The sequence below is a fragment of the Collinsella aerofaciens genome (genome assembly GCF_032584215.1).
Taxonomy (GTDB): Bacteria; Actinomycetota; Coriobacteriia; order Coriobacteriales; family Coriobacteriaceae; genus Collinsella.
Genome location: NZ_JAWHPN010000009.1, coordinates 40,089 through 64,074 on the forward strand (window position 1 = coordinate 40,089; position 23,986 = coordinate 64,074).

The window sequence follows — 23,986 nt, forward strand, 5'->3', positions numbered from 1 at the left end:
AAAGGCCACCAATAAGTTGCGGTGAAATAGGGATTGTTTTGCGGTTTGACCAGCAAAAACAGCCCCTATTTCACCGCAACTGCGTTAGGGATTTTTCTACAGGGGGAGGGTAGTCAAAAAAGTCCCGTCCCAAATCGACTGTCCAGGGAGTCGCATTCGAGCTTGGTTGTCCTCTCAGCCACTCGGCATCCTTCGAGCAGTAATAGTGAAAAAACTTGCTTAAGTGTTAATCAAGTCAGATATAATCTTGCTCTCTAATTAATCAAGAATCACTATAATTTTGATTAGCTAGAGAGCAAGATTGGAGAATAATGGCATTCAACGACTTGATCGCCCAGAAAATAAAGGACTTTGAACAGCAGGGGGTTCCGCAGGTCTTTGAGCGAGACCTTGATCTAGGAAACCCACAGGAGCCAAAGCGCGACAACATCGTAAATGTGATTGTGGGGGCCCGCCGTTGTGGAAAGACGTATCGCCTGTATCAGGAGATGTGGCGGCTTCAGAACCGGGGCGTCGAGCTTGACCGGATGCTTTACTTCAATTTTGAGGATGAGCGCTTGCGCCCGTATGAGCCATCGCTGCTGGCGGACGTGCTCGACACGTTCTATGCGCTGTATCCTGTTGCTCGAACCGAGGGCGCTTACATTTTCTTTGACGAGATCCAGGAAATTCCCGAATGGGGTGCGTTTCTGCGGCGTGTAGTCGATACGGAGAAAGCGACCGTCTATGTGACGGGATCTTCTTCTAAGATGCTGTCCTCAGAACTTAAGAGCGAGTTCAGGGGTCGTTCTCTTGTGCGAGAGCTTTTTCCGTTGAGTTTTTCGGAATACGTTCGATATAAGACGGGGAGCGTTCTCGAGTCAGATGCGACCTTTTCCCCGAGCGATGCAGCGCTGCTTCGACATCATCTGATCGGGTATCTTGAACGAGGGGGATTCATCGCGACACTTGAGCAGACGCCTGCAGACGCGATTCAGCTGCTACAGGAATATGCTTCGCGAACGGTCGCCATGGACGTCGTTGAACGTTACGACGTCAAGAACCCTCGCCTGGCATCACTGTTCTTGACGCGGTGTATGGCATCTTCGGGACGAGAGCTGTCAGTGAACAAAGTGTACAACGAGTTCAAGAGCAGACAGATACCCGTCAGTCGTAATTCGCTCAGCGACTTACTTGAGTATTATGAGGACGCCTACCTGTTATTTTCTGTGCCGGAGTTCACGCGTTCACTGGCAAATAACATGCGGTCTGCGTCTAAGGTCTACGCTGTCGACCCTGCGATGTTTGGAGCATTCTCTCCCGCATCGGCATTGGACCAGGGCCAGAGGCTCGAGACCGCAGTGTTCAATGCGCTAAGAAGAAGGACTCCCGCGGTGAGGACCGGCTCGGTCTGCCGCCTGCTAATCAAAGAGAAGAGCAAAAGCCATGAGGTGGACTTTGTGGCTGGGGATGCGCTTCTCATGCGGGCTTATAGCCTGATTCAGGTGAGTGCGGATATGGCAAGTGAGAAAACGCGCGAGCGCGAAATCGCCGCGCTTGATGCCTCGATGGCCCAGTTTGATCTTGGCGAGTCGGCAATCGTTACCATGGATGAACAGACCGATATTCCATGCGAGCACGGTGTGATACACGTTATGCCCGCATGGAAGTGGCTCCTTGCCTAATCATCTATGGGCCTGTGGGGTCAGGACCTCCTGGCTCCTTCATCACGGTTGGGGAGCACCTTGCTGCGCCAGGCTAGTCCTGGGCTTTGATACTCGGCAGCAGGATCTGCGCGAGGTAGTCGGTTTCGAGCTTAGTGGCACCATCGGCCTTGCCGTCTTTACCCACCAGGTCGTTCTTGATCTGGCTATACGTATAGCGGTTGCCGGTCGTCAGCTCAACAAGCTCAATGGCCGTGTCCATGGGGTAGGTCGACACTGGATCCTGGGTGCGCCCGTTGATAGTCTGGGGCACCACGTACGGATAGACGGGGCCGCTGGCGTAGACGGTATAACCGTTGCCTAGATTGGCCGCACCCAAAACCGTATCGCCTTCATCGGGCGTAAAGCTCTCGCCCTCGCGCACCGCGACGAGCGTCACGAGCGGCGTATTGGCGTCGTCGCCCAGATAGATGCATAGCGTGCTTCCGTTTTGCCAAGTTGCGACCTTGCCGTACCACTCGACGGGAATATCGAGCTGGTAGAGGTCGGTTGCCTTGTGGCGAGCGTCAGCATCACGGGACGCCTGTGCCTTTTGCGCGCTCACGGCATTGACGGCGGCGTCGCGCCGCGCGGTTGCTGCCTGCTGGAGCACTTTGGCAGCCGCGGCGGAGCTCGCACCGCCCTCCTCGGCATACTTGGCGGCGGCATCGATCTGGTCGTCAGTCACCGTGTCGGCCGAAGGCACCTTGAACTTAAAGGTAGCCTGGGCACTTAGATCCTGTCCATCGCTCTTAACGGTGACCTGCGTCTTGGTGGTCGGGACGGTATAGATGGTGCCGTCGGCCGCGATGGGGGAGGCAGCGATGGAGAGCGTGTAATCGCCGGGCAGCAGTTTGATGCCGCGGCCGTGCTCGTCAACATAGAGCGTTTCGCTCACGGAGGAGCCGTCAGAATCCTGACCGCTCACCTGTACGGGAATCTTGGAGCCAGTGGAACAGTCGAGGCCCGCGGCATGCACGCCAATCTGCACCGACATCATCGTGTGGGCATTGGCGGCGACAGCGGCAGCCTGCTCTTGCTGATATCCGTTCCAGGCAGCATAGCCTGCACCGCCGGCGACGAGCGCGACGGCCACGACACCGGCGACCATCAGATTGCGGCGCTTGGGCGACATCTTGCGATGGCGGACCTCGGCCTCGCGTGCCGAGGGAACGGACGGCAGGGGAATATCGCCCATGGCGATGGTCTCGTCCACGGCAGGCGCAGAGCCTAAGCCAGGGAGCTCGCGGGTCAGCGAATCTTCGGCCGGCAAGTTGTCGAGCAAGATGGTTTCCTCGCTCGTGTCGGATCCGGGCTGGTCGTCGGCCTCGCTTTCGGTGTCTTCGTGATCTGCCTCATCCTCGGCAGGCTCAACGTCGCCTGTATCCTGATCATCGGGCTGCGCCTCGATTTCCGGCTCATCCTGCACATCAACGCTCGAATCGTCAAACGCAACATCGTCAAGCGAAATCCGGTCTAGGCTCTCCAGGGCCTCGGCACACGCTTCTGCATCTTGGACCGCGTCCTCTTGGCCCGTCGTCTCATCTTTCATATATCCCCCAAGCTCAATATCGGGACAACACTGTACCCAAAAACAGGACCCTATAGAGCCGCCTCATGATTTGAAATCCGATTTTATATATGCGCATGTTTTTGAATAGATGAATAGAGACGCAACGACAAAAGCCCCCGAAAAGCGAGCGAAACGCTTTCCGGGGGCTCTGCGAGGCATTGGATGAAAAACCTGGCGGGCGGGCCTATGCCCAGGCGCCAACAGCGACCAACATGTTACTCGGCGTGAGCGTAATCGACCTTGGCGCGACGAGCGGTGGCCTTCTCCCAATCGCTGGTGCCCTCAAAGACATCCTGCTTGTAGGGATTGCGGCCGAGCTTCTTGGCGCGGTAGGCGATGTAGATGATCGCGGCGACGTTGGCGACCAGCGCGGCAATCGAGACCGCGGTGGCGGCGCCGGGGTCGAGCGTGGAGTGGGTCACAAAGATGGACTCCTCCTGGAAGTAGGGGAACACCTGGGCAAACATGCACCAAATGGCCAGCGTAAAGGCGCGGTTCTGGATCCAGCCGCCCTTGTTCCAGATAAAGGCGGCGACGGTGGGCGCCAGCAGCAGTGCAAAGCCGCAGAACCAGGAGTGGGTGGGCAGGCAGTTGTAGGTGTAGCAGAAGTTCCAGATATCGTAGGCGATGATGTAGACCCAGGTCATATCGGGCCACAGCATGTCGGTCTGATCCTCGGAGGCGTAGACGCTCCACCAACCGGTCATGCAGAAGATGTTGATGATACCGGCGATGCCGTTGAACACGTTGTTCCAGCCGGCCAGCTGCGTGGCACCTTCGGAGGTGACCCAGGTGGACTCGCCCAGGACAAAGAAGTGATAGGCGCTCTCGAAGTCGGACACGACGGCGATCATGATGTTGATGGCGACGATCACAAACGGCCATGCGCGGAACCAATGCGCCTTGCCGATCTTTCCCCACTGGTACTTAATGGCAATGAAGCCCCAGCAACCGGCGAGCGCCGCGTATACCTTGGCGTAGTGGAACCAGCTGTTCTGGTACACATGGGTGGGGTTGGTGAGCGCCCACTCGGCACCCTGCGAAACGCCCACGGCGATGGCGACGCAGTAGATGGTCATGGCCAGCGGAGCCACGCCAAAGATGATTGCCGCGCCGAGCTTGGTGCGGCGGCCGACCTCGTTGAGCACGATCAGGCCGATAAAGACCATGGCCCAGCCGGCCCAGTGGATAAGGGTATCGCTACCCCAAACATCGAACAGCATGCTGCTCTCCTTTCACACGCCCGCGGCCCCTCTTCTGATCGCGGGCAGTTTGGCCAAATGTCGTCAGTTCTGGGGCATGCGCTCCGGATACTTGGCGGTGTAGCCCTCGATGTGGAGCGTCGAGGCGATGATTTCCTTGACCGTCTCGTCGGGCACATCGGGGTGCGTGCGGATATACATCAACAACCCCATGATGAGGGTGTAGAACGTCTCGTAGACATGGTCGATGCGTAGCTCATGATGGGCGACAAAGTCCACCACGGTGGTGTCGCAGATATACTGCGCCACGCGCTGAACCACGTTGTGCAAAAAGCCGCCGTAGAGCGCGCCGCTGCTTGAAGTGAGCGTGCTCGGCAGCTCGTGGCCGCTGGCGACCAGGCGCTTAAAGAGCGGGGCGACGGTGTCGAGCGCGCCCTCGATATCACCGACGGTGCGGTCGGCGTTCCACTGCTCGAGCTCGGAGATAAAGCCGTCGATCGCCTCGTCCATAACAGCGGTGACGGCGGCGTCCATATCGGCAAAGTAGTGGTAGAACAGCGAGCGCGTGCAGCCGGCTCGCTTGGTCACGGCCGATACCGATAGGTGGGATACGCCCAGCTCGGAGCTTACGGTGCGCACGGCATCGAGGATCTCGCGACGGCGTTCGTCGCCCGTCAGGCGCTTTGCCGCGCTATCGGATGCGGGGACGGCATTGACTACAGAGGTACCTGCTGTGTTGTTGCCCATGTTTTGCCGCCTTTCATCCTCTTTTGCCTGACCGTTCGCCTAACAGTCTTGAATATTGTTGACGGTTCGTCAATACTATTTTTGACACAATGTCAACAATGGCGGGTGAACGGCATGGGGCATGCCCGGCCTGCAAAAAAAGAGGGGCGCTGCGGCCTCGTCGGGCTGCGGCAAGAGAAGGGACAAACATGATTCTCAACGGACCGGGAATTAGCTACACCGAGCCCGACATCGGTTCGGAGTTCGTGCCGCCGCTGCCGGAGCATCCGCGCGAGGCAATCGTCAAACTGTGTGAGCACTGCACCAACCGTCTGCTGCATCGCGACGAGCTGCTGGGCTACGAGTACTGGTCGTTTGCCGAGGCCGCAACCGACGAGCAGGCCGAAGTGCTCTGCAAGATGAAGATGCGCCGTCCCTACACGCTGCCCGAGATGGTCAAGCTCACCGGCATGCCCGAGGCTGATATCGAGAAGATGCTCGACGATATGAGCTACACGGGCCTGCTCGAGTACAACTGGGAAAACCCCGAGCGCGCCAAGCAATGGGTGTTGCCCATGCTGGTGCCGGGTTCCGCCGAGTTCCTCAACATGCGCGTGAGCCAGCTCGAGGAGCACCCGGTCTATGCCAAGTTCTTTGAGCAGGCGTCCAAGGGACCGCTGTCCAAGGCCACGCCGATGGTGCCGCCCGGAGGCGCCGGTATCGGCATGCATGTCATTCCGGTCGAGAAGGCTATCGACGCCGCGAGCACCTCGGTGCCGATCGAGCATATCGAGCATTGGCTCGACAAATACGATGGCAAATATGCCGCTAGCACCTGCAGCTGCCGCGCGAGCCGTCGCGTGATGGGTGAGGGCTGCGCCGACGACCCCGCCGACTGGTGCATTGCCGTGGGCGATATGGCCGACTATGTGGTTGAGACCGACCGCGGCCATTACGTGACGCGCGACGAGGTCTACGACATCCTGCGCCAGGCCGAGGACAACGGCTTTGTGCACCAGATCACCAATATCGACGGCGAGAACAAGATCTTCGCTATCTGCAACTGCAACGTCAACGTGTGTTATGCCCTGCGCACCTCTCAGCTGTTCAACACGCCCAACCTGTCGCGCTCGGCCTATGTCGCCAAGGTCGAGAAGGACAAGTGCGTTGCCTGCGGTCGCTGCGTTGAGGTGTGCCCGGCCGGCGCCGCCAAGCTGGGCCAGAAGCTCTGCAGCAAAAAGGCCGGCGGACAGGTGCCCGAGTATCCGCGCCAGGAGCTGCCCGACGCCACCAAATGGGATCACACCAAGTGGTCGCCCAACTACCGCAACGACAACCGTATCGAGACGCATGAGTCCGGCACCGCTCCCTGCAAGACGGCCTGCCCTGCGCACGTTGCCGTTCAGGGCTATTTGAAGCTCGCGGCTCAGGGTCGCTATGACGAGGCCCTAGCACTCATTAAGCGCGAGAACCCGCTGCCCGCTATCTGCGGCCGTGTGTGCAACCGCCGCTGCGAGGACGCCTGCACCCGCGGCCGTGTGGACGCCGCCGTGGCCATCGACGAGGTCAAGAAGTTCATCGCCCAGCGCGATCTGGATGCCGCGACCCGCTACGTCCCGCCCGTGGTGACGCCGACGCGCGCTGGCGGCTTTGATCAGAAGATCGCCATCATCGGTGCCGGTCCGGCCGGCCTGTCCTGTGCTTTCTATCTGGCCGAGAAGGGCTACAAGCCCGTCGTGTTCGAGAAGAACGAGCGCCCGGGTGGCATGCTCACCTATGGCATTCCCAGCTTTAAGCTGCAGAAGGACGTCATCGAGGCCGAGGTCGAGATCATTCGCCTGATGGGTGCCGAGTTCCGCTATGGCGTGGAGGTCGGTCGTGATGTGACGCTCGACGAGCTGCGCGAGCAGGGCTTTAAGGCCTTCTACGTTGCTATTGGCTGCCAGGGCGGCCGCCTTGCCGGTATTCCGGGCGAGGATGCCGAGGACGTGACCGTGGCCGTCGACTTCCTTCGCGAGGTTAACAGCGGCAAGATCGATACCCTGTCCGGCCGCACCATTGTGGTGGGCGGCGGCAACGTGGCCATCGACGTTGCCCGCAACGCCTGCCGTCTGGGCTCTGAGCACGTTGAGATGTTCTGCCTGGAGAGCGAGGTCCAGATGCCCGCCAGCGAGGAGGAACGTCGCGAGGCCGTTGAGGACGGCGCTCACATCAGCTGCGGTTGGGGCCCCAAGGAGATTCACCTGGACGAGGCCGGTCGTGTGTGCGGTATCACCTTCAAGCGCTGCACGCGTGTCTTTGACGACGAGGGCCGTTTTGCGCCCGAGTACGACGAGAACGATCTGCGCCGTGTCGATACCGACCGTGTCGTCATGTCGATTGGCCAGTCCATTGTGTGGGGCGACCTGCTGGCTGGCTCCAAGGTGGAGCTCGGCCGCGGCCAGGGCGCCCTTGCCGATCCCCAGACTTACCAGACCGCCGAGCCAGACATCTTTGTGGGCGGCGACGTCTACACCGGTCCGAGCTTTGCCATCGATGCCATCGCCGCCGGCCACGAGGCCGCCGTGTCCATCCATCGCTTTGTGCAGCCGGGATCCACGCTCACCATCGGCCGCAATCAGCGCCGCTACACCGCGCTCGACCGCGACGACGTTGTGCTCGAGAGCTACGACAACGCGAGCCGCGAGGTTGCCCACGTGGACCGCGAGCGCGAGAAGGCCGCGCCGTTTAGCGAGTATGTTGAGACCTTTACCGAAGAGCAGGTGCGCGCCGAGACCGCCCGCTGCCTGGGCTGCGGTGCCTCGATCGTCGACCCCAACAAGTGCATCGGCTGCGGCCTGTGCACCACCAAGTGCGCGTTCGATGCCATCCACCTGGATCGGGACCGCCCCGAGTGCTCCACGATGGTCAAATACGAGCAAAAGCTCCCAAGCCTCGGCAAGTACGCTTTGAAACGCGCAATCAAAATCAAATTTGGGAAGAAGTAAGAGACCTAACAAGTAAGTGAACGGCGCAGAGGGCGGTTGGACAGCGAGCGGGTCCCAGGCGTGGCGAGGTGCCTTGAAAGAGGAGGGCATAGGGCTTTTGCCCATGCCCGACGATTGAAAGGCAGATCGCCCGTCTGGGACTCGCGCAGCGTCAAGCCGACCGCCGTTCGTTAGAACGGCGAAAGGAATTAAAAGTGCATGAATTGGGGATCGTTTACCACATCATTCGCGATGTCGAGAACGTGGCGCGCGCTCATGGCGTGCGTCGCGTTTCGAGCGTGACGTTGCTGCCGGGCGAGGTCTCGGGCGTCGTTCCCGACTTGCTGCTCGACGCTTGGCGCTGGGCGGTAGATAAAAAGCCTATCGCGCAGGGCGCGGAGCTTATCGTGGAGCCCGTCGAGGCCGTGACACATTGCGAGGCGTGCGGCCGCGACTACGCGACGGTCGAGCACGGCAAGACCTGTCCCCATTGCGGTAGCGGCGAGACATACCTGCTGCAGGGCCAAGAGGTCATGATCAAACAGATCGAGACCCCCGACGAGGACCCGGCAGACGCTGCTCCTGATGGCCTCTCCGACGCCCCCGATGCCGTCGACGCCGCCAACCCCCTCCACATTGTCTAGGATCCCCTATAAGTTGCGGTGAAATAGTTCCTAAATCCAGCCTTCTGGCTCTTAAACAAGAACTATTCCACCGCAACTATTTTGAGTGGTTTCATAGACCATAAGTCACGAAAATAGTCAAGCCATGTCTGTTTAAACAAAATAGCGGCAGTACAAGCGCATTCGCGCTTGCCTAAAATCGATATTAATGAACAGCCTGCTTGTATCTGTAAAATGCATGGCTTGATGAGCGACGCCTTGTCGTGTAATGAGTCAAAAAGCAGTAACGTAATCAACTTGTAACAAACCTAGACGTTTAAACAAATAATCCAACCTTTTGCGGATTTAGCTATAATTCCACAAACCAAACAGCTATACTCCTTTCATGTCGTGTAGGAAATACGTAGACAAAAAGGAGGTTATGTGATGGTAAGTATTGTTCTTGCTAGCCACGGGGACTTGGCAGCTGGAATCAAGCAGACGGGCTCGATGGTCTTTGGCGATCAGCCGTCTGTTGCCGTGGTCTCGCTCGAGCCGAGCATGGGCCCCGACGATTTCCGTGCCAAGGTCGAGGAAGCAATCGCTTCCTTCGAAGACCAGGAGCAGGTGCTCTTCCTCGTTGATCTGTGGGGCGGCACGCCGTTCAACCAGATCAGCGGGCTCATCGAGGGCCACGATTCCTGGGCTATCGTCACCGGTGTCAACCTGCCTATGCTCATCGAGGCATATTCGCAGCGCTTTGACGCAAAGAACACTGCACATGCGATCGCAAAACATCTCGTGACTGAGGCTAAGGCTGGCGTGCGCGTCAAGCCCGAGTCTCTGGAGCCCGAGGAGAAGAAGCCGGCTGCGGCCGCCGCTGCTCCTGCAGGCGCCATCCCTCCGGGAACGGTCATCGGCGACGGGCACATCAAGATTGCCCACGTCCGTATCGACACCCGTCTGCTGCATGGTCAGGTGGCCACCACGTGGACCAAGCAGATCAACCCCAACCGCATCATCGTGGTTTCCGACGGCGTTGCTCACGACGAGCTCCGCAAGACCATGATCGAGCAGGCTGCCCCTCCGGGAGTCCATGCCAACGTCGTTCCCATCAAGAAGATGGCCGAGGTCGTCAAGGACACGCGCTTTGGTGACACCAAGGCCATGCTGCTCTTTGAGAACCCGCAGGATCTGCTCAAGGCCATCGAGGCCGGCGTCGACATCAAGGAAGTCAACATCGGTTCCATGGCTCACTCCAAGGGCAAGGTCGTCGTTACCAACGCCGTCGCTATGGGCGATGACGACGTCAAGACTCTCGAGGCCCTTAAGGCCAAGGGCGTCAAGTTCGAGGTCCGCAAGGTTCCTTCGGATTCCTCCGAGGATCTCGACGCCATGTTGAAGAAAGCTAAGGCCGAACTGGCCGCTCAAGCATAGTAAAGGAGGGTCCGATACATGTCTGCAATCACTATTCTGCTTGTTGCGATTGTCGCGTTGCTTGCCGGTATGGAAGGCATTCTGGATGAGTTCCAGTTCCATCAGCCGCTCGTGGCATGCACGCTTATCGGTCTCGTAACCGGTCACCTTCAGGAGGGCATCCTCCTGGGCGGTTCGCTCCAGATGATGGCCCTTGGCTGGGCTAACGTTGGCGCCGCTGTCGCGCCTGACGCCGCTCTGGCCTCGGTCGCTTCTTCGATCATCATGGTGCTCGCCCTCAACGGTGGCGCCACTGATTCGGCAAAGGCCGTTACCGCCGCCATCGCCGTCGCCGTCCCGCTGTCGGTCGCTGGTCTGTTCCTGACCATGATCTGCCGTACCCTGGCTACCGCTATCGCTCACGCCATGGACGGTTGCGCCGAGAAGGGCGACTTCTCCGGCATCGAGCGCTGGCAGTACGCTGCCATCCTCATGCAGGGCCTTCGTATCGCCATCCCGGCAGTACTTCTGTGCGTCATCCCGGCCGAGGCCGTTACCAACGCGCTTAACGCTATGCCCGACTGGCTGTCCGGCGGTATGGCTGTCGGCGGCGGCATGGTCGCTTCCGTCGGTTACGCCATGGTCATCAACATGATGGCCACCAAGGAGACCTGGCCGTTCTTCATCCTCGGCTTTGTCCTTGCTGCCATCCCTCAGCTCACGCTGATCGCCCTTGGCCTCATCGGCATCTCCCTTGCCCTCATCTACCTTGGCCTTAAGGATCTGGCCAAGCAGGGTGGCGGCATGGGCGGCGGCTCCGGTGACCCGCTCGGCGACATTCTGAACGATTACGAGTAGGAGGGGAGTGATACATATGGCAGAGAACAAGATTCAGCTCACCAAGGCTGACCGCAAGAAGGTTTGCTTCCGTCATCAGTTCCTTCAGGGCTCGTGGAACTACGAGCGTATGCAGAACGGCGGCTGGTGCTTCGCAATGATCCCTGCGATCAAGAAGCTCTACACCAGCAAGGATGACCAGATTGCCGCTCTTAAGCGCCACCTGGAGTTCTATAACACCCACCCCTATGTTTCCGCCCCCGTCATTGGCGTTACCCTCGCTCTCGAGGAGGAGCGCGCCAACGGTGCCCCGATTGACGACGTCGCCATTCAGGGCGTCAAGGTCGGTATGATGGGCCCGCTCGCCGGCGTCGGCGACCCCGCCTTCTGGTTCACCCTTCGCCCGATTCTGGGCGCTCTGGGCGCTTCCCTGGCCCTGTCCGGCAGCATCGCCGGTCCGCTGCTGTTCTTCTTCGCGTGGAACATCATCCGTTACGCCTTCCTGTGGTACACGCAGGAGTTTGGCTACAAGGTCGGCTCCTCCATCGCCAAGGACCTCTCCGGCGGTCTGATGGGCAAGGTCACCGAGGGTGCTTCCATCCTGGGTATGTTCATCATCGGCGCCCTGGTCGAGCGCTGGGTGTCCATCTCCTTCACCCCGGTCGTCTCCAAGGTCACGCAGTCTGCTGGCGCCTTTATCGACTGGGCTAACCTGCCCTCCGGTTCTGAGGGTGTCAAGGAAGCACTGACGATGTACAACTCCATCGGTGCTAACGCCCTTGATCAGGTGAAGGTCACCACGCTTCAGGCCAACCTCGATCAGCTCATCCCCGGCCTTGCCGCCGTGTGCCTGACCCTGCTGGTCTGCAAGCTCCTCAAGAAGAAGGTCAGCCCGATCGTCATCATCCTGGCTCTCTTCGCCATCGGCATCATCGGTCGCGTCTGCGGCTTCATGTAAGCACGTTTCGGCTTAAGACCGAGAATTGCTAGGCAAGGGCTTTTGAGCCATTGAAACGGACCGCACCCGGTGGGTACACTGGATGCGGTCCGATTGTTTTATTTGGAGGGCGAGGTGCGCATGGCGCAATCTCAGAACAGCACGGTCGATCTGGCAACGCCGGCAACCTGCCTGATGGGGCTTACCAGCCACGGTAACGTGATGGTGGGCAATAAGGCGTTCGAGTATTACAACGAGCGCAATCCCGAGGATTATATTCAAATCCCGTGGGACGAGGTCGACTATATTGCCGCCGAGGTTTTGCGCGGCACCAAGAAGATCACGCGTTTTGCCATCTTCACCAAGGACAACGGTCACTTTACGTTTTCGACGCGCGACGACAAAGAGACGTTGCGCGCGGTCCGCAAGTACGTTGACGAGGACAAGCTCGTGCGTTCGCCCGACTTTATCGATGTGACCGCCAAAGGTGCCAAGAGCATCCCCTCCGTCATCAAAAACCTCTTCCACAAAGGTAACTAGCTCCTCACAAGTTGCGGTGAAATAGTTCCTAAATACGGCTTTAGATGCTTCAGACAGGAACTATTCCACCGCAACTTCGAAGTCTAGTCATGCGACGTATTGCGATGCAGTAAATCTGCTACACTAGTACAACATGCCTCCGTAGCTCAGGGGATAGAGCACCGCTCTCCTAAAGCGGGTGTCGACGGTTCGAATCCGCCCGGGGGCACCAGAGGAATATCGAGCCCGGTACCGCTACGGCGCCGGGCTCTTCTGGTCTAAGGGCAGGATTCGGGCTGTCGACACCCGCGTCACCAATTTCCCCGCGGGGGGAGTTTTCGAATCCGCCCGGGGGCACCAGAGAAATATCGAGCCTGGTACCGCTACGGTGCCGGGCTCTTCTAGTTTAAGGCATGCCGGAGTATTAGCTGCTTCAGATAAACGAAGCGCCCGCTTGCTGGGGGAGCAAGCGGGCGCCTGTGAGCGAATATGTTTGCGGCGAAAGCCGTGATGAGCGGTGGGGTGGCGACTAGTTGGTCGTACCGGAATCGTCACCCGTGCCCGAGCCAGAGCCAGAGCCAGAGCCCGAGCCAGAAAGTGCGACTGTTAGCGTGATCGTGCTGTCGGTGGACTGCTTGCCGGTGGGGGAGACGCCCGTAACGGTGGCATCCTCGTTACCGCTTACGGGATTGCCGTTCTGGTCACAGAAGCCGATGTTATAGAAACCGGCGTTGTTGAGCGCGGTGACGGCGGCGGAGATGCTCTTGCCGTACAGGTTGCCCGGAACACTGGCCTTGCCGGACTTCTTGGCAATGACGACGGTAATCGTGGCGCCGGGCTTCTGCTTGCCACTGGGGTTCCAGCTGATCACGGTGCCCTCGGTAACCGAGTCGTTCTCCTGGTAGCTAACGTCGACGCCAAAGCCTGCCATATCGAGGGCGTTGCGCGCCTGGGCCTCGGTCATGTCGGTCAGATCGGGGACGGACGTGGTATCCGGGCCGCTCGAGACCTTGTACGAGATGGTCGTGCCCTTCGCGACTTCCTTACCGGCTTCGGTGCCCTGCTCAAAGACCTGGCCCTCATCGGCCTCGTTGGCCTCCTCGGAGGCGTTGCCCTTCAGGCCAACGCTTGCCAGCGCGGCTTCTGCCTGGTCCTTGGTCAGGCCGACAAGCCGGGGAACCTCAACCTTCTCGGAGGGCTTGGGGCCCTTGGAGATTACCAGGTTCACCTTGGTGCCCTTGGCCTTCTTGGTGTTGCCGTTGGGCGTCTGCTCGGCGACCTTGCCCTCGTCGACATCGTCATTGTAGCTTTGGTCGATGGTGCCGACCTCGAGGCCGGCTTCCTTGATCAGCTCGACGGCAGTCTGCTGGTCCTTGCCCAGCACGTCGGGCACGGTGACCTGCTCGCCGCCAAAGAGTCCTGTGGCAAGGGCCACCACGATGCCGATGACGGCAACCGCTGCCACCACGGCGGCGATGATCTTGTTCTTGTTGGATTTGGGCTCTTCGACCTCGTAGGAGCCGGTGGAGCCCGAAACCGAGCTACGGGCGGTATTCTGGCCGCTCACGCCCGAGACGGGACGCACCATGGCGCGCGTCTGATCGGAAAGCTCGCGAGTCTTGGTGGCGCCCAACTCACCGGGGGCACCGATAATGCGCGTGGGCTCCGAGACGTTGACGGCACGGCCCGACAGGTAGCTGTTGAGCACCTGACGCAGCTCGTCGGCGGTCTGGAAGCGGTTTGCGGGGTCCTTCTCCATGCACTTGAGGATGATGCGCTCAAGGTCGGCGTCGACACCGGAGTTGATCTGGCTCGGCGGAATAGGCAGCTCGTTGACCTGCTTGAGTGCGACCGAGATAGCGTCGTCACCGTCAAAGGGAACGCGGCCGGTGGCACATTCATACATCACGACGCCCAGCGAGTAGATATCCGAGGTGGGGCCGAGATCCTGACCACGGGTCTGCTCGGGGCTGACGTAGTGGGCGGTTCCCAGCACGTTGTTGTCTTGCGTGAGGTGGCTGTTCTTGGCGCGCGCGATGCCAAAGTCCATCACCTTGATGTTGCCGTCGGGCAGCACCATGATGTTCTGCGGCTTAATGTCGCGGTGGATGATCTCGTGCTTGTGGGCGACCGAAAGCGCGGAGCTGATCTGCGAGCCGATCTGGGCGACCTTCTTGGGGTCGAGGGCGCCGTGGCTCTTGATGCCGCTCTTAAGGTCGGTACCGCGCAGGTACTCCATGACGATGTAATAGGTGTCGCCGTCCTTGCCCCAATCGTAGACGCCCACGATATAGGGGGAGGAGAGACCGGCTGCTGCCTGGGCCTCCTGCTTAAAGCGTGCGGCGAAGGTTGCGTCGCCAGCATACTGCGGCAGCATGATCTTGACGGCTACGGTGCGGTCGAGGACCTGGTCCTGTGCGCGGTAGACGGTCGCCATGCCGCCTGTTCCCACCTTATCCTTGAGGAGGTATCTTCCCCCGAGGACCCTCTGTTCCATTCCTGCTCCTAACATAACTATTCGCTCAACGATGTGTGTAGTACCTACGATGTGGCCGCTGAGGCCGTGTGGCGCGTTGCCGCTAACTCTTCGGCCGCGGCGCGCCTCGGGTGTCCGATTCGATCATGGGCATCACGCTCCCTGTGCGGCAAGCGCCGCGGTCAGGACGATGCCGGCGATCTTGGCGGCCTTGACGTCATGTTTGTCGTAATCCTCCAAGGCCACCGAGATGGCGACCGTGGGTGAATCGTAAGGTGCAAAGCCAACGAACATCGAGTTGACGTTGGTGCCGCCGGTCTCGGCCGAGCCGGTCTTGCCGGCGACCTTGACGCCGGGGATTTGGGCATCGGTGCCGGTGCCGGACTGGACGACGGCAAGCATGGCCTGCTTGACCTGGTCGGCCGTGGCGGAGCTGACGGCCTGACCCAGCGAGCGGGACTGCGTGGTCTTGACCACGGTTCCGTCCGGGGCGAGTACCTGGGCTACAAAGTACGGGTCCATGACCACGCCGCTGTTAGCGATGGCGGCGGCAATCACGGCGTTTTGCATGACGGTGGTCTGCGGGCCGGGCGTGTGGTCCATGCCGACAGGCTGGCCGGCGCCGGCCCAGGCGGTCTCCCACTCGGTCATGAGCGACGGGTCGGCCATGATGGAGGCCGCGGAGGTCAGGTCCTGGCCGAGCTTTTGGCCGTAGCCAAAGGCGTTGGCAAACTGCACGAGCGTGTTTGCGCCAACTTCGTTTGCCACCTGGCCGAAGACGACGTTGGAGGACACGGCAAAGGCCTGCTGCAGGCTGATGGTGCCGTAGCTCTCGTTGGCATAGTTGGTGACCGGTGCGTTGCCGATGTCCATGGAGCCGGGCGCCTGGTAGGTGCTGGTAAGGCTGGCGGTACCGGTCTCGAGTGCCGCGGAAAGCGTAACGACCTTAAACGTTGAGCCCGGCGTGTACAGCGCGTCCATGGCGCGATTGTACATGGAGCCGTCCTCGCCGCCGCCCGTCTGCAGCAGGGCATCGATGTTGGTGTTGTCGTAGGTGGGCGAGCTGGCACATGCGAGCACCGCGCCGGTACGCGGGTCGATGACCACTACAGCGCCCTTAAAGCCCTTGAGCGCCTGCTCGGCCGCCGTCTGGATACGCGAGTCGATGGTGAGCTTGGCGGTGTTGCCCGGCTGGGTCTGGCCCGCGAGCGACGCGATGGCGTTGTTCCAGCTGGAGTAATCCTTAGAGCCGGTGAGCGTGTCGTTCATGACGCTCTCGATGGCGGTGGTGCCATACTGCTGGCTCACGTAGCCAACCACGTGCGCTGCTAGGTTACCGTTGGGGTAGGAGCGTACGTAGGTGCCGTCCTCCTGCTGCAGCGACTCGGCCAGCGTCACGCCGTCGGACGTGATGATGGAACCGCGCTGGATGTACTTGGAGCGGGCGATGGTGTGGTTGTTGGTCGGCATGTCCTGATAGTCCTTGGCCTTGATGACTTGGACATAGGTGAGGTTGCCGATAAGGATGGCGAACAGCGCCGTAAAGGCGAGCACTGCACGGGTTAGACGGTTGGCGAGCGCCACGCGGCCGAGCACACCGGATTCAGGCGTGTCGAGCAGGCGACGGCGCATGCGCGAGCCGACGGAATGGCTGCCGCTGCCGTAGGAAGACGAGGTGGCAAAGCGCGTGCCCGTCGGGGCGGCGGCAGATGCGACCTGATCATCGGTGATGGCGGCCATGGTGCCGGTACCGGTAAGCTCGGCCTCGCGTCCGGTCGCCTCGTCACCGGCGCGCAGCAGGAGCGCGACGATGATAAAGCTCGCCAGCAGCGAGGAGCCGCCCTGGCTCATAAAGGGCAGAGTGACGCCGGTCAGCGGAATCAGGCGGGTGACGCCGCCCACGATCAAAAAGGCCTGGAAGCTGATGGCTGCCGTAAGACCGGTGGCGCTAAAGGCGGCGAGGTCGGATTTAGCGCGGGCAGCTGTGGTAAGGCCACGCACGGCAAAGAGCATAAACAGGATGAGCACGGCGCCGCCGCCCAAAAGGCCCATCTCCTCGCCGATGGCCGAGAAGATAAAGTCGGACTCGACGACGGGGATGTTGTTGGCCATCCCGTTGCCGATGCCAACGCCGACCAGACCGCCGTCGGCAAGCGAGAAGAGCGACTGGACAATCTGGTAGCCCTGGCCCTGGGCGTCCTTAAACGGATCGACCCAAACCTGGAAACGCACCTGAACGTGCGACAGGAACTTGTAGGCGCCCACGGCTCCAACGGCTAAGAGCGCAAGGCCGATAACGACATACGAAAAGCGCCCCGTGGCAACGTAGAGCATCAGCAAGAAGATGGTGTAGAACAGCACGGCCGAACCCAGGTCGCGTTCGAAGACGACGACGAGCAGGCACACACCCCACACGGCAAACAGCGGCAGCAGCAGTCGCAGACGAGGGATCTTAAAGCCCAGGATCTTGCGGTTGGAGATGGAGAGCAGCTCGCGGTTCTCGGCTAGGTAGCCGGCCAGGAACAGGACGATAAAGACCTTGGCGAACTCGCCAGGCTGGATGGTAAAGCCCGCGATGCGAATCCACAGCTTGGAGCCCGAGATCGTGGTGCCGATAAAGATGGGCAGCATCAGCAGGATGATGCCGATAATGCCAAAGGTGTACTTGTAGCGCATGACCACGTCGAGGTTTTTGACCAGTGCAAGCGTTCCCACCATGAGCGCCACCGAGACAAACAGGATGATGAGCTGTGAGATAGCGAGAGCGGGGGCGAGACGCGTCACGAACGTGATGCCGATGCCCGAAAGTATAAATACGATGGGTAGGATGGCGGGGTCGGCGCCGGGCGCCAAGATGCGCACGGCGATATGTGCCGCGGCAAAGGCGGCAAAGAGGCCGATCGGTACGGCGAGCGTCTCAAAGGAGATGGCAGCGCCCGCGGTGAGGACGTACATCGCATACAGCAGGATGACGGGGAACGCCGAGGCGATGAGCAAGAGCAGCTCGGTGTTGCGGCGACTCATAAGCGGCACTCCCTTTCTAATTCTTATCGGAGGCTTCGGCCTCGGCGGACTGTTCGGCGGTTTTCTCGGAATCTGATTCGGAGGTCGATCCCTGATTGGTGTTGTCGCGAATCGTTTGCGCGTCGATCACCTGGCGGGTCTGCTCCTCGTCGATCTGGTGGCGGTACTTGGATATCGTGTCCTGCGCATCGTCGACACTTGTTTGCGGAATGCCCGCCTTGAGGCGGTTTTGCGTGTCTTCGGGCAGGTCGGACAGCTTGATGCTGGTTTCGCTTTCGAGCCAGTGGAGCTTGAGTCCGAGTGGCTTGCCGGGCAGGCCGCGCCAGACGGCGACATTGCCCTGGTAGGTACCCAGGTAGTACGAGCCGGTGACACCCGTGTAGGCCCAGATGCCAGCTGCCAGCACAAAGACGAGGGCCAGGATGGCGGCGATAGTAACGTTGCGGCGACGCACGCGTTGCGCCTCGCGCATGACGCCATCGTCAACCAGGTCAACGACTACTACGGTCACGTTGTCGTGGCCGCCGGCGGCAAGCGCCGCGTCCACTAGGTTGTCGACGCAGATTTGCGCGGTTGAGGACTGCGTGGCGATGTTCTCGATATCGCTATCGGGAATCATGCTCGAAAGGCCGTCAGAGCACAGGATAAGGCGGTCGCCTTCCTCGATATGCAGAGTGAAGTGGTCGGCATACATGGCGGGGTCCGAGCCCAGCGCACGGGTGATGACCGAACGGTTGGGGTGGACGCGAGCCTCGTCTGCCGTGATCTCGCCGGCGTCCACGAGCTCCTCCACGTAGGAGTGGTCGCGGGTCACGCGGATGAGCGTGCCCTCGTGGAGCAGATAGGCGCGAGAGTCGCCCACGTGGGCGATGGCGAGCGTGTCGTTTTCGATGTAGGCGCAGGTGGCTGTGCAGCCCATGCCGGGCTTGCCCAGGCCGTTCAGGGCCGCCTCGATTACGGCGGCGTTGGCTGCCTCGACGGCTGCGGCCAGGCGTGCTGCGTCGGCGGACTGTGGGGCCGTCTTGGCAATAGTCTCGACGGCGATAGAAGAGGCTACCTCGCCCGCGGCGTGGCCGCCCATGCCGTCGCATACGCAAAAGAGCGGCGACTGCACTAGGTAGGAATCCTCATTGTGCGGGCGCACGCAGCCAACGTCGGAGCGGGCGCCCCACATGAGTTGCGTGGTGGTGCCGGCATCATAGGTCGAGTCGGTCTCGATGCGTTCCTCGGTCAGGGGCTCAAAGCTCATGGTCGAGCCGGGGTCTTTGAGTTTGGCCTCAACGGCGGCAACATCGATCTCGGCGGTGTCACCGGGAGAGACGGTGTCGGTCTCGGCGTTTGATTCGGAATCACCGGTGTCCGGGGAGTCGGGCTCCTCGGACACGCGGGCGGTCGACTCGTCGTCTTGCGGGCTGACGTCTATAGGCTCGGGCGCCGGCGTAGACGCGGGCGCAACCTCGGATGCCGGGGCTATGGGAAACGCCGGCGCGGCGGGCTCGGGTGCCGCAAACACCGCAGCGCTCTCGTTGATTGCCGCGGCGACGGGCTCTGCAAAGTGAGCCGGCGCCGGGGTTGCTTCGGGCGCTGTGGGCTGTTCCGCAGCATGTGCGCCGATGGGCGCCGCTACGGCATCCTCTTCGTCCTCGTTATCGGCGAGATCCGAAATATCATGCGTTACATGCGAAAGAGGCAGGGAGAACACGGTGTCCTCGGGCTCCACGGGTGCGGAGCCCGCCGGAGCGGCGTGGGCCGGCGCAGCTGTGGTGGCGGCCGGTGCCTCGGTCATGGTTGCGGACTTGTTCTCCTCGTCGATCATCGACGGTTCACCTTCATGACCACGTCGCCAATCTGGACTTCGTCGCCCTCACGCAGCGTCGCGGGCTCCACGAGCTGGCGGCCGTTGACGAGCGTGCCGTTAAGCGAGTTGAGGTCCTCGATGATGAGCGCCGGGCCCTGCAGCGAAAAGCGCGCATGCGAGGCCGAGACGAACGGTTCATTGATGCAGATGTCCGAAGATGGCGAGCGACCGACGATGACGGGGCCGAGCATGTCTACGTGGATGCCGCGGATACCGCGCGGACCCTTGTCCACATCAATCGTCCAGATAGCCGAGTCGCGGCGCTGCCCGCGCACAAGTCCCACGCCGGTCTTCATGACGGCGAACAGAAAGATATAGAGCAGAGCGACCAGGACGATGCGGCCTGCAAAAAGGACGATATCGATGTTCATAAGCGACTATCCCCTAAATTCAAAGGTACTCAGGCCAAACGTCAGCAGATCGCCGTTGCGCAGCGGGCAGCGCGTAATGCGGCGGTTGTTGACGAGCGTGCCGTTGGTGGAATTGAGGTCCTCGATCGACCAATCCGAGCCCGTAAAGGTGAGCTGGGCGTGGCGGCGCGACACGTTGGGGTCGCGCAGGGCAATGTCGGAAACTGAGCGCTCGCGACCGATGGTCACCTGTGCGGAGGTGATGCTATGGCTCTCGCCGCTCACGACGTCGACGAGCTGGGCGAGCGGGCGCTGCGGGGCGCGAGTGCTCGCCATGTTGGAGGCGATGCCGGCTGCGGCGCCTAGGCCCACGGCGGCACCGGTCGCGGCGGCTCCGCCCATGCCGGCAAGCGCGTCACGCGAGACGGTCTGCGGCACCGGGATGGGAGCGGCGGGGTCGGGGACGCTAGGCGCGAAGGGGTCTGCCACGGCAAGCGGGTCGGGAGCGGCGGCGCGAGGCGTCGGCTGCTGCTGGGGCATGGCGGCGGGGCGCTGCTGCTGCGGGGCAGCAAACTGCTGCTGGCCGGCGCGCGGGGCGCTGGCGGCACGGCTTGCCGCGGAGTTGTTCTGGCCCAGGCCGTTTTGATAGGCGCGCTCTTCTTCGTACAGGCGGCCGAGCGTGGGGGCATCGACGTTCTCGGCAAAGACCGAGAACTTGCCGGCACGCAGCTGCGGATCGATCATAAAGCGCACGAGGGGCTCGCCGACAAACACATAGCGGCGCTTTTCGGCCTGTGCCTTCACAAACTCGCGGACCTCGCGCGAAAGCTCGGGGTAGAACGGGGCGAGCATGGGATCGTCGTCGGCGGCGATAAGGATGGTATAGAGTGCCGGCGCCGTGTTGACGCCGTTGATCACCAGAGTCTGATCCTCCATGTCGCGAGCGGCCTGCTTGGCAAGCTTCTTAAAGGAGAACGGGGCACGGGTGGCACCGAAGATGCCGGCCACGTGGTCCTCGAAGATGTTCAGGAAGTTCACGAAAGATCACTCTCCGTATAGGTTCTTTGGTATCCGAGCAAATATAGGCATATCCCAACGATTATAGAGGATAGGGTTCCCGCAACCGCCGCCTTGGCGACGACCGCGGCTGCAAGGCTGGCAATTTCCATATGGTGTGCAAGACAGGACGCCGCTGCGCAGCCGATGCCGGTGACAGCGATGGCGGCGATTGCGGCAAGGTTTGAGCCCTGGTCGGCACGCTTGGCATGGGCATTGAGCAGCGCGGATGATGCTGCGGCAGTTGCCGCGACCAGCACAAAGGCAGTCCAAAGGAGCGGATCTCCCAGCGCTGCGGCAACGTTACCGAGCCCCAGCACGCCTCCGGCTGAAAGCGCGACCGTGGCCAGACGGGCAAAAAGCGCGCCCATGCCCGTTGCCGCGGCGGCGCTTGCCGGGCCGAGCCAAAATGAAGCGACGCCGGCGGCGACCCCAGCTGCCAGGAAGGTATTGCCGGTCAGACAGCCAAGCGCGAGCGCACAGGTGAGCGCGGCGCTCGCGGCAGCCTCGGTACGACCCCAGGCGACCCACCAACCGGACATGGCAGCGGCAAAGATCACCGCGACCGGCAACATCGACAGGATGCCCTGCGCCTGCATGGTGGCGTTGGCCATGAGCACCAAAAAGCCAACAGCCGAGATGGCCGAGCCGATCTGGGGGGCCAGGCCAGCCGCCGCTCCGATCGCGATAGCCGCAATGACCAGGCCGGGAAGCGCCGCGACCCCGGCCGTTTGCATCAGCAAAAAGCTAAAGGTGCCGCACGTTAGCGCCGAGATAGCGCGCATGGTGTAGTCGCGCGCATGGCTCCAGCGCGTGCCCGCCCAGCCGAGCGCGGGGTCGACCTCGATGGCGTCGTCCTCGTAGTGCGACGGCTCGATACCGTCGAGCTCCTGCTCGTCATCCGAAAGCTCGCCAACCATTTGCTCCAGGCTGCGACGGCCCTCGCGCACGCTGCCCAGACCGGCAAGGAGCTGGTCGCAAAATGCCTCGATGCTGTTGGGGCGGTCCTGCGGCATGGGGGAGAGCGCGCTCATGAGCGCGCTCTCGGCTCCCGGGGGAAAGTGTGGTATCAGCTCGCTGGGATAGGTGGCGCCGCCGATGATGCGGTCGAGCGAGTCGGCGGGCGTGGCCGCCATAAAGGGAGCGCTGCCGCACAGGCCCTCGTAGATCACACAGGCGAGGGCAAAGACATCGGCGCGCTCGTCGACCGTGCCGGTCTCGATATCGAGCTGCTCGGGCGGCATGTAGCCGATGGTGCCGCCGCGCGAGCCGCCAAAGCCACCGGCGGACGACAGTCGCGCCATGCCAAAGTCGGTGAGCTTTACATTGCCCGAGTGGTCAATGAGCACGTTGGCGGGCTTAATGTCCAGGTGGAGTACGCCATTACTATGGGCGAAGGTGAGCGCCTGGCCCAGGGCATCGGCAATGGCCGCGGCCTCGTCAAAGGTAAGTGAGTGGCCGTCCACGCGATGCAAAAACTCGGCCAGCGACATGCCATCGACATATTCCATAACCAGGTAGGCATAGGCTGTGTCGTGCGTAAAGTCGATGACCTGCACGATGTTGGGATGTTGAAGCATAGCGGCGGTGTGCGCCTCGCGCAGGACATCCATGATGTCGCTGGCGGGCATGCCGGCACCGTTGATAAGGGGGATGCGTTTAATGGCGACGCGGCGGCGCAGGTGCGTGTCGCGGCAGATCTCGATGGAGCCAAAACCGCCGGTCGCAAGTGTCTCGAGCGGCTGGTACCGCTTGAGCAGCTCGCGAGAGCTGGTGCCCTCCAAAGGAACGTCCGGCGAGAACCGGGCGGTATGTTGCGAGAAAAGCGGCATGGCCAACCCTCGTGCGTTTAAAGTTCGTTTGCGAGCGGCGGGCGCGGAGCCGAGCCGTTCGCGGTGGCATAGATGCTGCTAGTGTAGCACGCTCGTGCGGATGGCGAGGATAACGGGATGCGAGGCTGCCTGTCTGACTTGGCCTTAGCGCTTCTTCTTGTTCTTCTTCTGCTTGCGCTGCTTGCCCTTGGTCTCCTGGGGCTTGTCGCCCTGCTTGGCCTCGGCGGCGGCCTTCTCGGCCTTCATCTTCTTGCGTTTGGTCTCGATGCGGAGTTTTTTGTTGATGCGCGCCTTAAGGAAGGTGCCAAACTGCTCGGCATCGCCGCGAATAAAGGTGTCCTTAGGGATCGTCACGCCCTGGTCGGCGAACATGGCCACAAAGATGCGCTCGCCGTCGAGCACGTGGTCGAGCTTCTCAAACGGGAAAAACTGCGACTTGCCGCTCTTGCCCCAAACCATCAGGCCGTCCTCGTTGGCGGCGACGCGGCGATAGCGGCCACCCATGGACTCGTCGGCCTCGACGGCGTCGATAAAGTCGCGGGCGAGGGTGTGGTGCAGGTTTTTGCTCCACCAGGCCAAAAAGGCGCCGAACACGATCAACACGACGCCAAACTTGATCCAGTTGCCGCCGGCCACCAGCATGCCGATGCCGATGAGCGCGGCAATTGCCGCGGCGACATACAGCGAGCCGCGACGCCTGGGCGAGGCGACCAGACGGGCGAAGTCGGTGACCAGGTCGTTTTCGTACTGGTACTCGTTGAGGTACAGGATGCCGTCGTCGGCTGCGGCCTGCTCCTCGAGCGCGACCTCGACCTGGTCGGCTGCTTCGGAGGGAACGAGGTTGCTCTCTGCGTCTGCCATGCTCTTTGGACTCCTATCGCGGCGGGCTCGCCGTACGGGTTATTATGAATGCAGTATGCCGTGCGACCG

The 23,986-nt window shown here is 61.3% G+C and carries 17 protein-coding genes and 1 tRNA gene; 8 read left to right on the forward strand and 10 right to left on the reverse strand.

Annotated elements, in window-relative coordinates:
- The first annotated feature begins 311 nt into the window (after nucleotides 1-311).
- Nucleotides 312-1,664, forward strand: coding sequence for an ATP-binding protein (locus tag RX395_RS04075; RefSeq protein WP_316365657.1), 1,353 nt, complete (start codon nucleotides 312-314; stop codon nucleotides 1,662-1,664).
- Between the two features lie 73 nt (nucleotides 1,665-1,737).
- Here the strand turns inward: RX395_RS04075 and RX395_RS04080 are convergent, their stop codons facing one another.
- The 3 genes from RX395_RS04080 to RX395_RS04090 all read right to left on the reverse strand — a co-directional run bounded on the left by RX395_RS04080 (nucleotide 1,738) and on the right by RX395_RS04090 (nucleotide 5,204).
- Nucleotides 1,738-3,234, reverse strand: a complete 1,497-nt coding sequence (locus RX395_RS04080; protein ID WP_316365659.1) for a hypothetical protein — start codon at nucleotides 3,232-3,234, stop codon at nucleotides 1,738-1,740.
- Nucleotides 3,235-3,470: 236 nt separating this feature from the next.
- A complete protein-coding gene (locus RX395_RS04085; protein WP_118205874.1) occupies nucleotides 3,471-4,478 on the reverse strand; it encodes a DUF5692 family protein in 1,008 nt (335 codons plus the stop codon).
- A 63-nt stretch (nucleotides 4,479-4,541) separates the two neighbouring features.
- Nucleotides 4,542-5,204, reverse strand: a complete 663-nt coding sequence (locus RX395_RS04090) for a TetR/AcrR family transcriptional regulator (RefSeq protein ID WP_316365662.1) — start codon at nucleotides 5,202-5,204, stop codon at nucleotides 4,542-4,544.
- A gap of 188 nt (nucleotides 5,205-5,392) precedes the next feature.
- Between RX395_RS04090 and RX395_RS04095 the strand changes: the two genes are divergently transcribed.
- The 7 genes from RX395_RS04095 (at nucleotide 5,393) to RX395_RS04125 (ending at nucleotide 12,692) form a co-directional block, all read left to right on the forward strand.
- Nucleotides 5,393-8,170: an FAD-dependent oxidoreductase gene (locus tag RX395_RS04095; protein ID WP_316365663.1), complete on the forward strand. Its 2,778-nt coding sequence runs from the start codon at nucleotides 5,393-5,395 to the stop codon at nucleotides 8,168-8,170.
- A gap of 194 nt (nucleotides 8,171-8,364) precedes the next feature.
- Nucleotides 8,365-8,793: a hydrogenase maturation nickel metallochaperone HypA/HybF gene (locus tag RX395_RS04100; protein WP_316365665.1), complete on the forward strand. Its 429-nt coding sequence runs from the start codon at nucleotides 8,365-8,367 to the stop codon at nucleotides 8,791-8,793.
- A 405-nt stretch (nucleotides 8,794-9,198) separates the two neighbouring features.
- Nucleotides 9,199-10,188, forward strand: coding sequence for a PTS sugar transporter subunit IIB (locus tag RX395_RS04105; protein ID WP_006235196.1), 990 nt, complete (start codon nucleotides 9,199-9,201; stop codon nucleotides 10,186-10,188).
- Nucleotides 10,189-10,206: 18 nt separating this feature from the next.
- Nucleotides 10,207-11,025, forward strand: a complete 819-nt coding sequence (locus RX395_RS04110; protein ID WP_316365668.1) for a PTS mannose/fructose/sorbose transporter subunit IIC — start codon at nucleotides 10,207-10,209, stop codon at nucleotides 11,023-11,025.
- Nucleotides 11,026-11,041: 16 nt separating this feature from the next.
- Nucleotides 11,042-11,962 carry a PTS system mannose/fructose/sorbose family transporter subunit IID gene (locus tag RX395_RS04115; RefSeq protein ID WP_022094170.1) on the forward strand — a complete coding sequence of 307 codons (921 nt, stop codon included), beginning with the start codon at nucleotides 11,042-11,044 and terminating at the stop codon, nucleotides 11,960-11,962.
- Between the two features lie 120 nt (nucleotides 11,963-12,082).
- Nucleotides 12,083-12,481 carry a DUF956 family protein gene (locus tag RX395_RS04120; protein WP_006235193.1) on the forward strand — a complete coding sequence of 133 codons (399 nt, stop codon included), beginning with the start codon at nucleotides 12,083-12,085 and terminating at the stop codon, nucleotides 12,479-12,481.
- 135 nt (nucleotides 12,482-12,616) lie between these two features.
- Nucleotides 12,617-12,692, forward strand: a tRNA-Arg gene (locus RX395_RS04125).
- 297 nt (nucleotides 12,693-12,989) lie between these two features.
- Here the strand turns inward: RX395_RS04125 and pknB are convergent.
- From pknB to RX395_RS04160, 7 genes are all read right to left on the reverse strand, one after another.
- The gene (pknB, locus tag RX395_RS04130; RefSeq protein ID WP_316365673.1) at nucleotides 12,990-14,957 is read right to left on the reverse strand and encodes a Stk1 family PASTA domain-containing Ser/Thr kinase; all 1,968 of its coding nucleotides are present in this window, start codon (nucleotides 14,955-14,957) and stop codon (nucleotides 12,990-12,992) included.
- Between the two features lie 132 nt (nucleotides 14,958-15,089).
- The gene (locus tag RX395_RS04135) at nucleotides 15,090-17,960 is read right to left on the reverse strand and encodes an FtsW/RodA/SpoVE family cell cycle protein (protein ID WP_035136730.1); all 2,871 of its coding nucleotides are present in this window, start codon (nucleotides 17,958-17,960) and stop codon (nucleotides 15,090-15,092) included.
- Between the two features lie 16 nt (nucleotides 17,961-17,976).
- Nucleotides 17,977-19,776, reverse strand: a complete 1,800-nt coding sequence (locus RX395_RS04140; RefSeq protein WP_316365675.1) for a Stp1/IreP family PP2C-type Ser/Thr phosphatase — start codon at nucleotides 19,774-19,776, stop codon at nucleotides 17,977-17,979.
- Nucleotides 19,773-20,189: an FHA domain-containing protein gene (locus RX395_RS04145; RefSeq protein WP_006235180.1), complete on the reverse strand. Its 417-nt coding sequence runs from the start codon at nucleotides 20,187-20,189 to the stop codon at nucleotides 19,773-19,775. The genes RX395_RS04140 and RX395_RS04145 overlap by 4 nt, the downstream gene beginning before the upstream one ends.
- A 6-nt stretch (nucleotides 20,190-20,195) precedes the next feature.
- Entirely contained in the window at nucleotides 20,196-21,206 is a 1,011-nt protein-coding gene (locus RX395_RS04150; protein ID WP_070097545.1) for an FhaA domain-containing protein, read from the reverse strand.
- Nucleotides 21,203-23,056: a serine/threonine-protein kinase gene (locus RX395_RS04155; protein ID WP_316365679.1), complete on the reverse strand. Its 1,854-nt coding sequence runs from the start codon at nucleotides 23,054-23,056 to the stop codon at nucleotides 21,203-21,205. Before RX395_RS04155 ends, RX395_RS04150 begins: the two co-directional genes overlap by 4 nt.
- Nucleotides 23,057-23,200: 144 nt before the next feature.
- Nucleotides 23,201-23,917 (reverse strand): hypothetical protein, encoded by a 717-nt coding sequence (locus tag RX395_RS04160; protein WP_316365680.1) that lies wholly within the window; start codon nucleotides 23,915-23,917, stop codon nucleotides 23,201-23,203.
- Nucleotides 23,918-23,986: the final 69 nt, after the last annotated feature.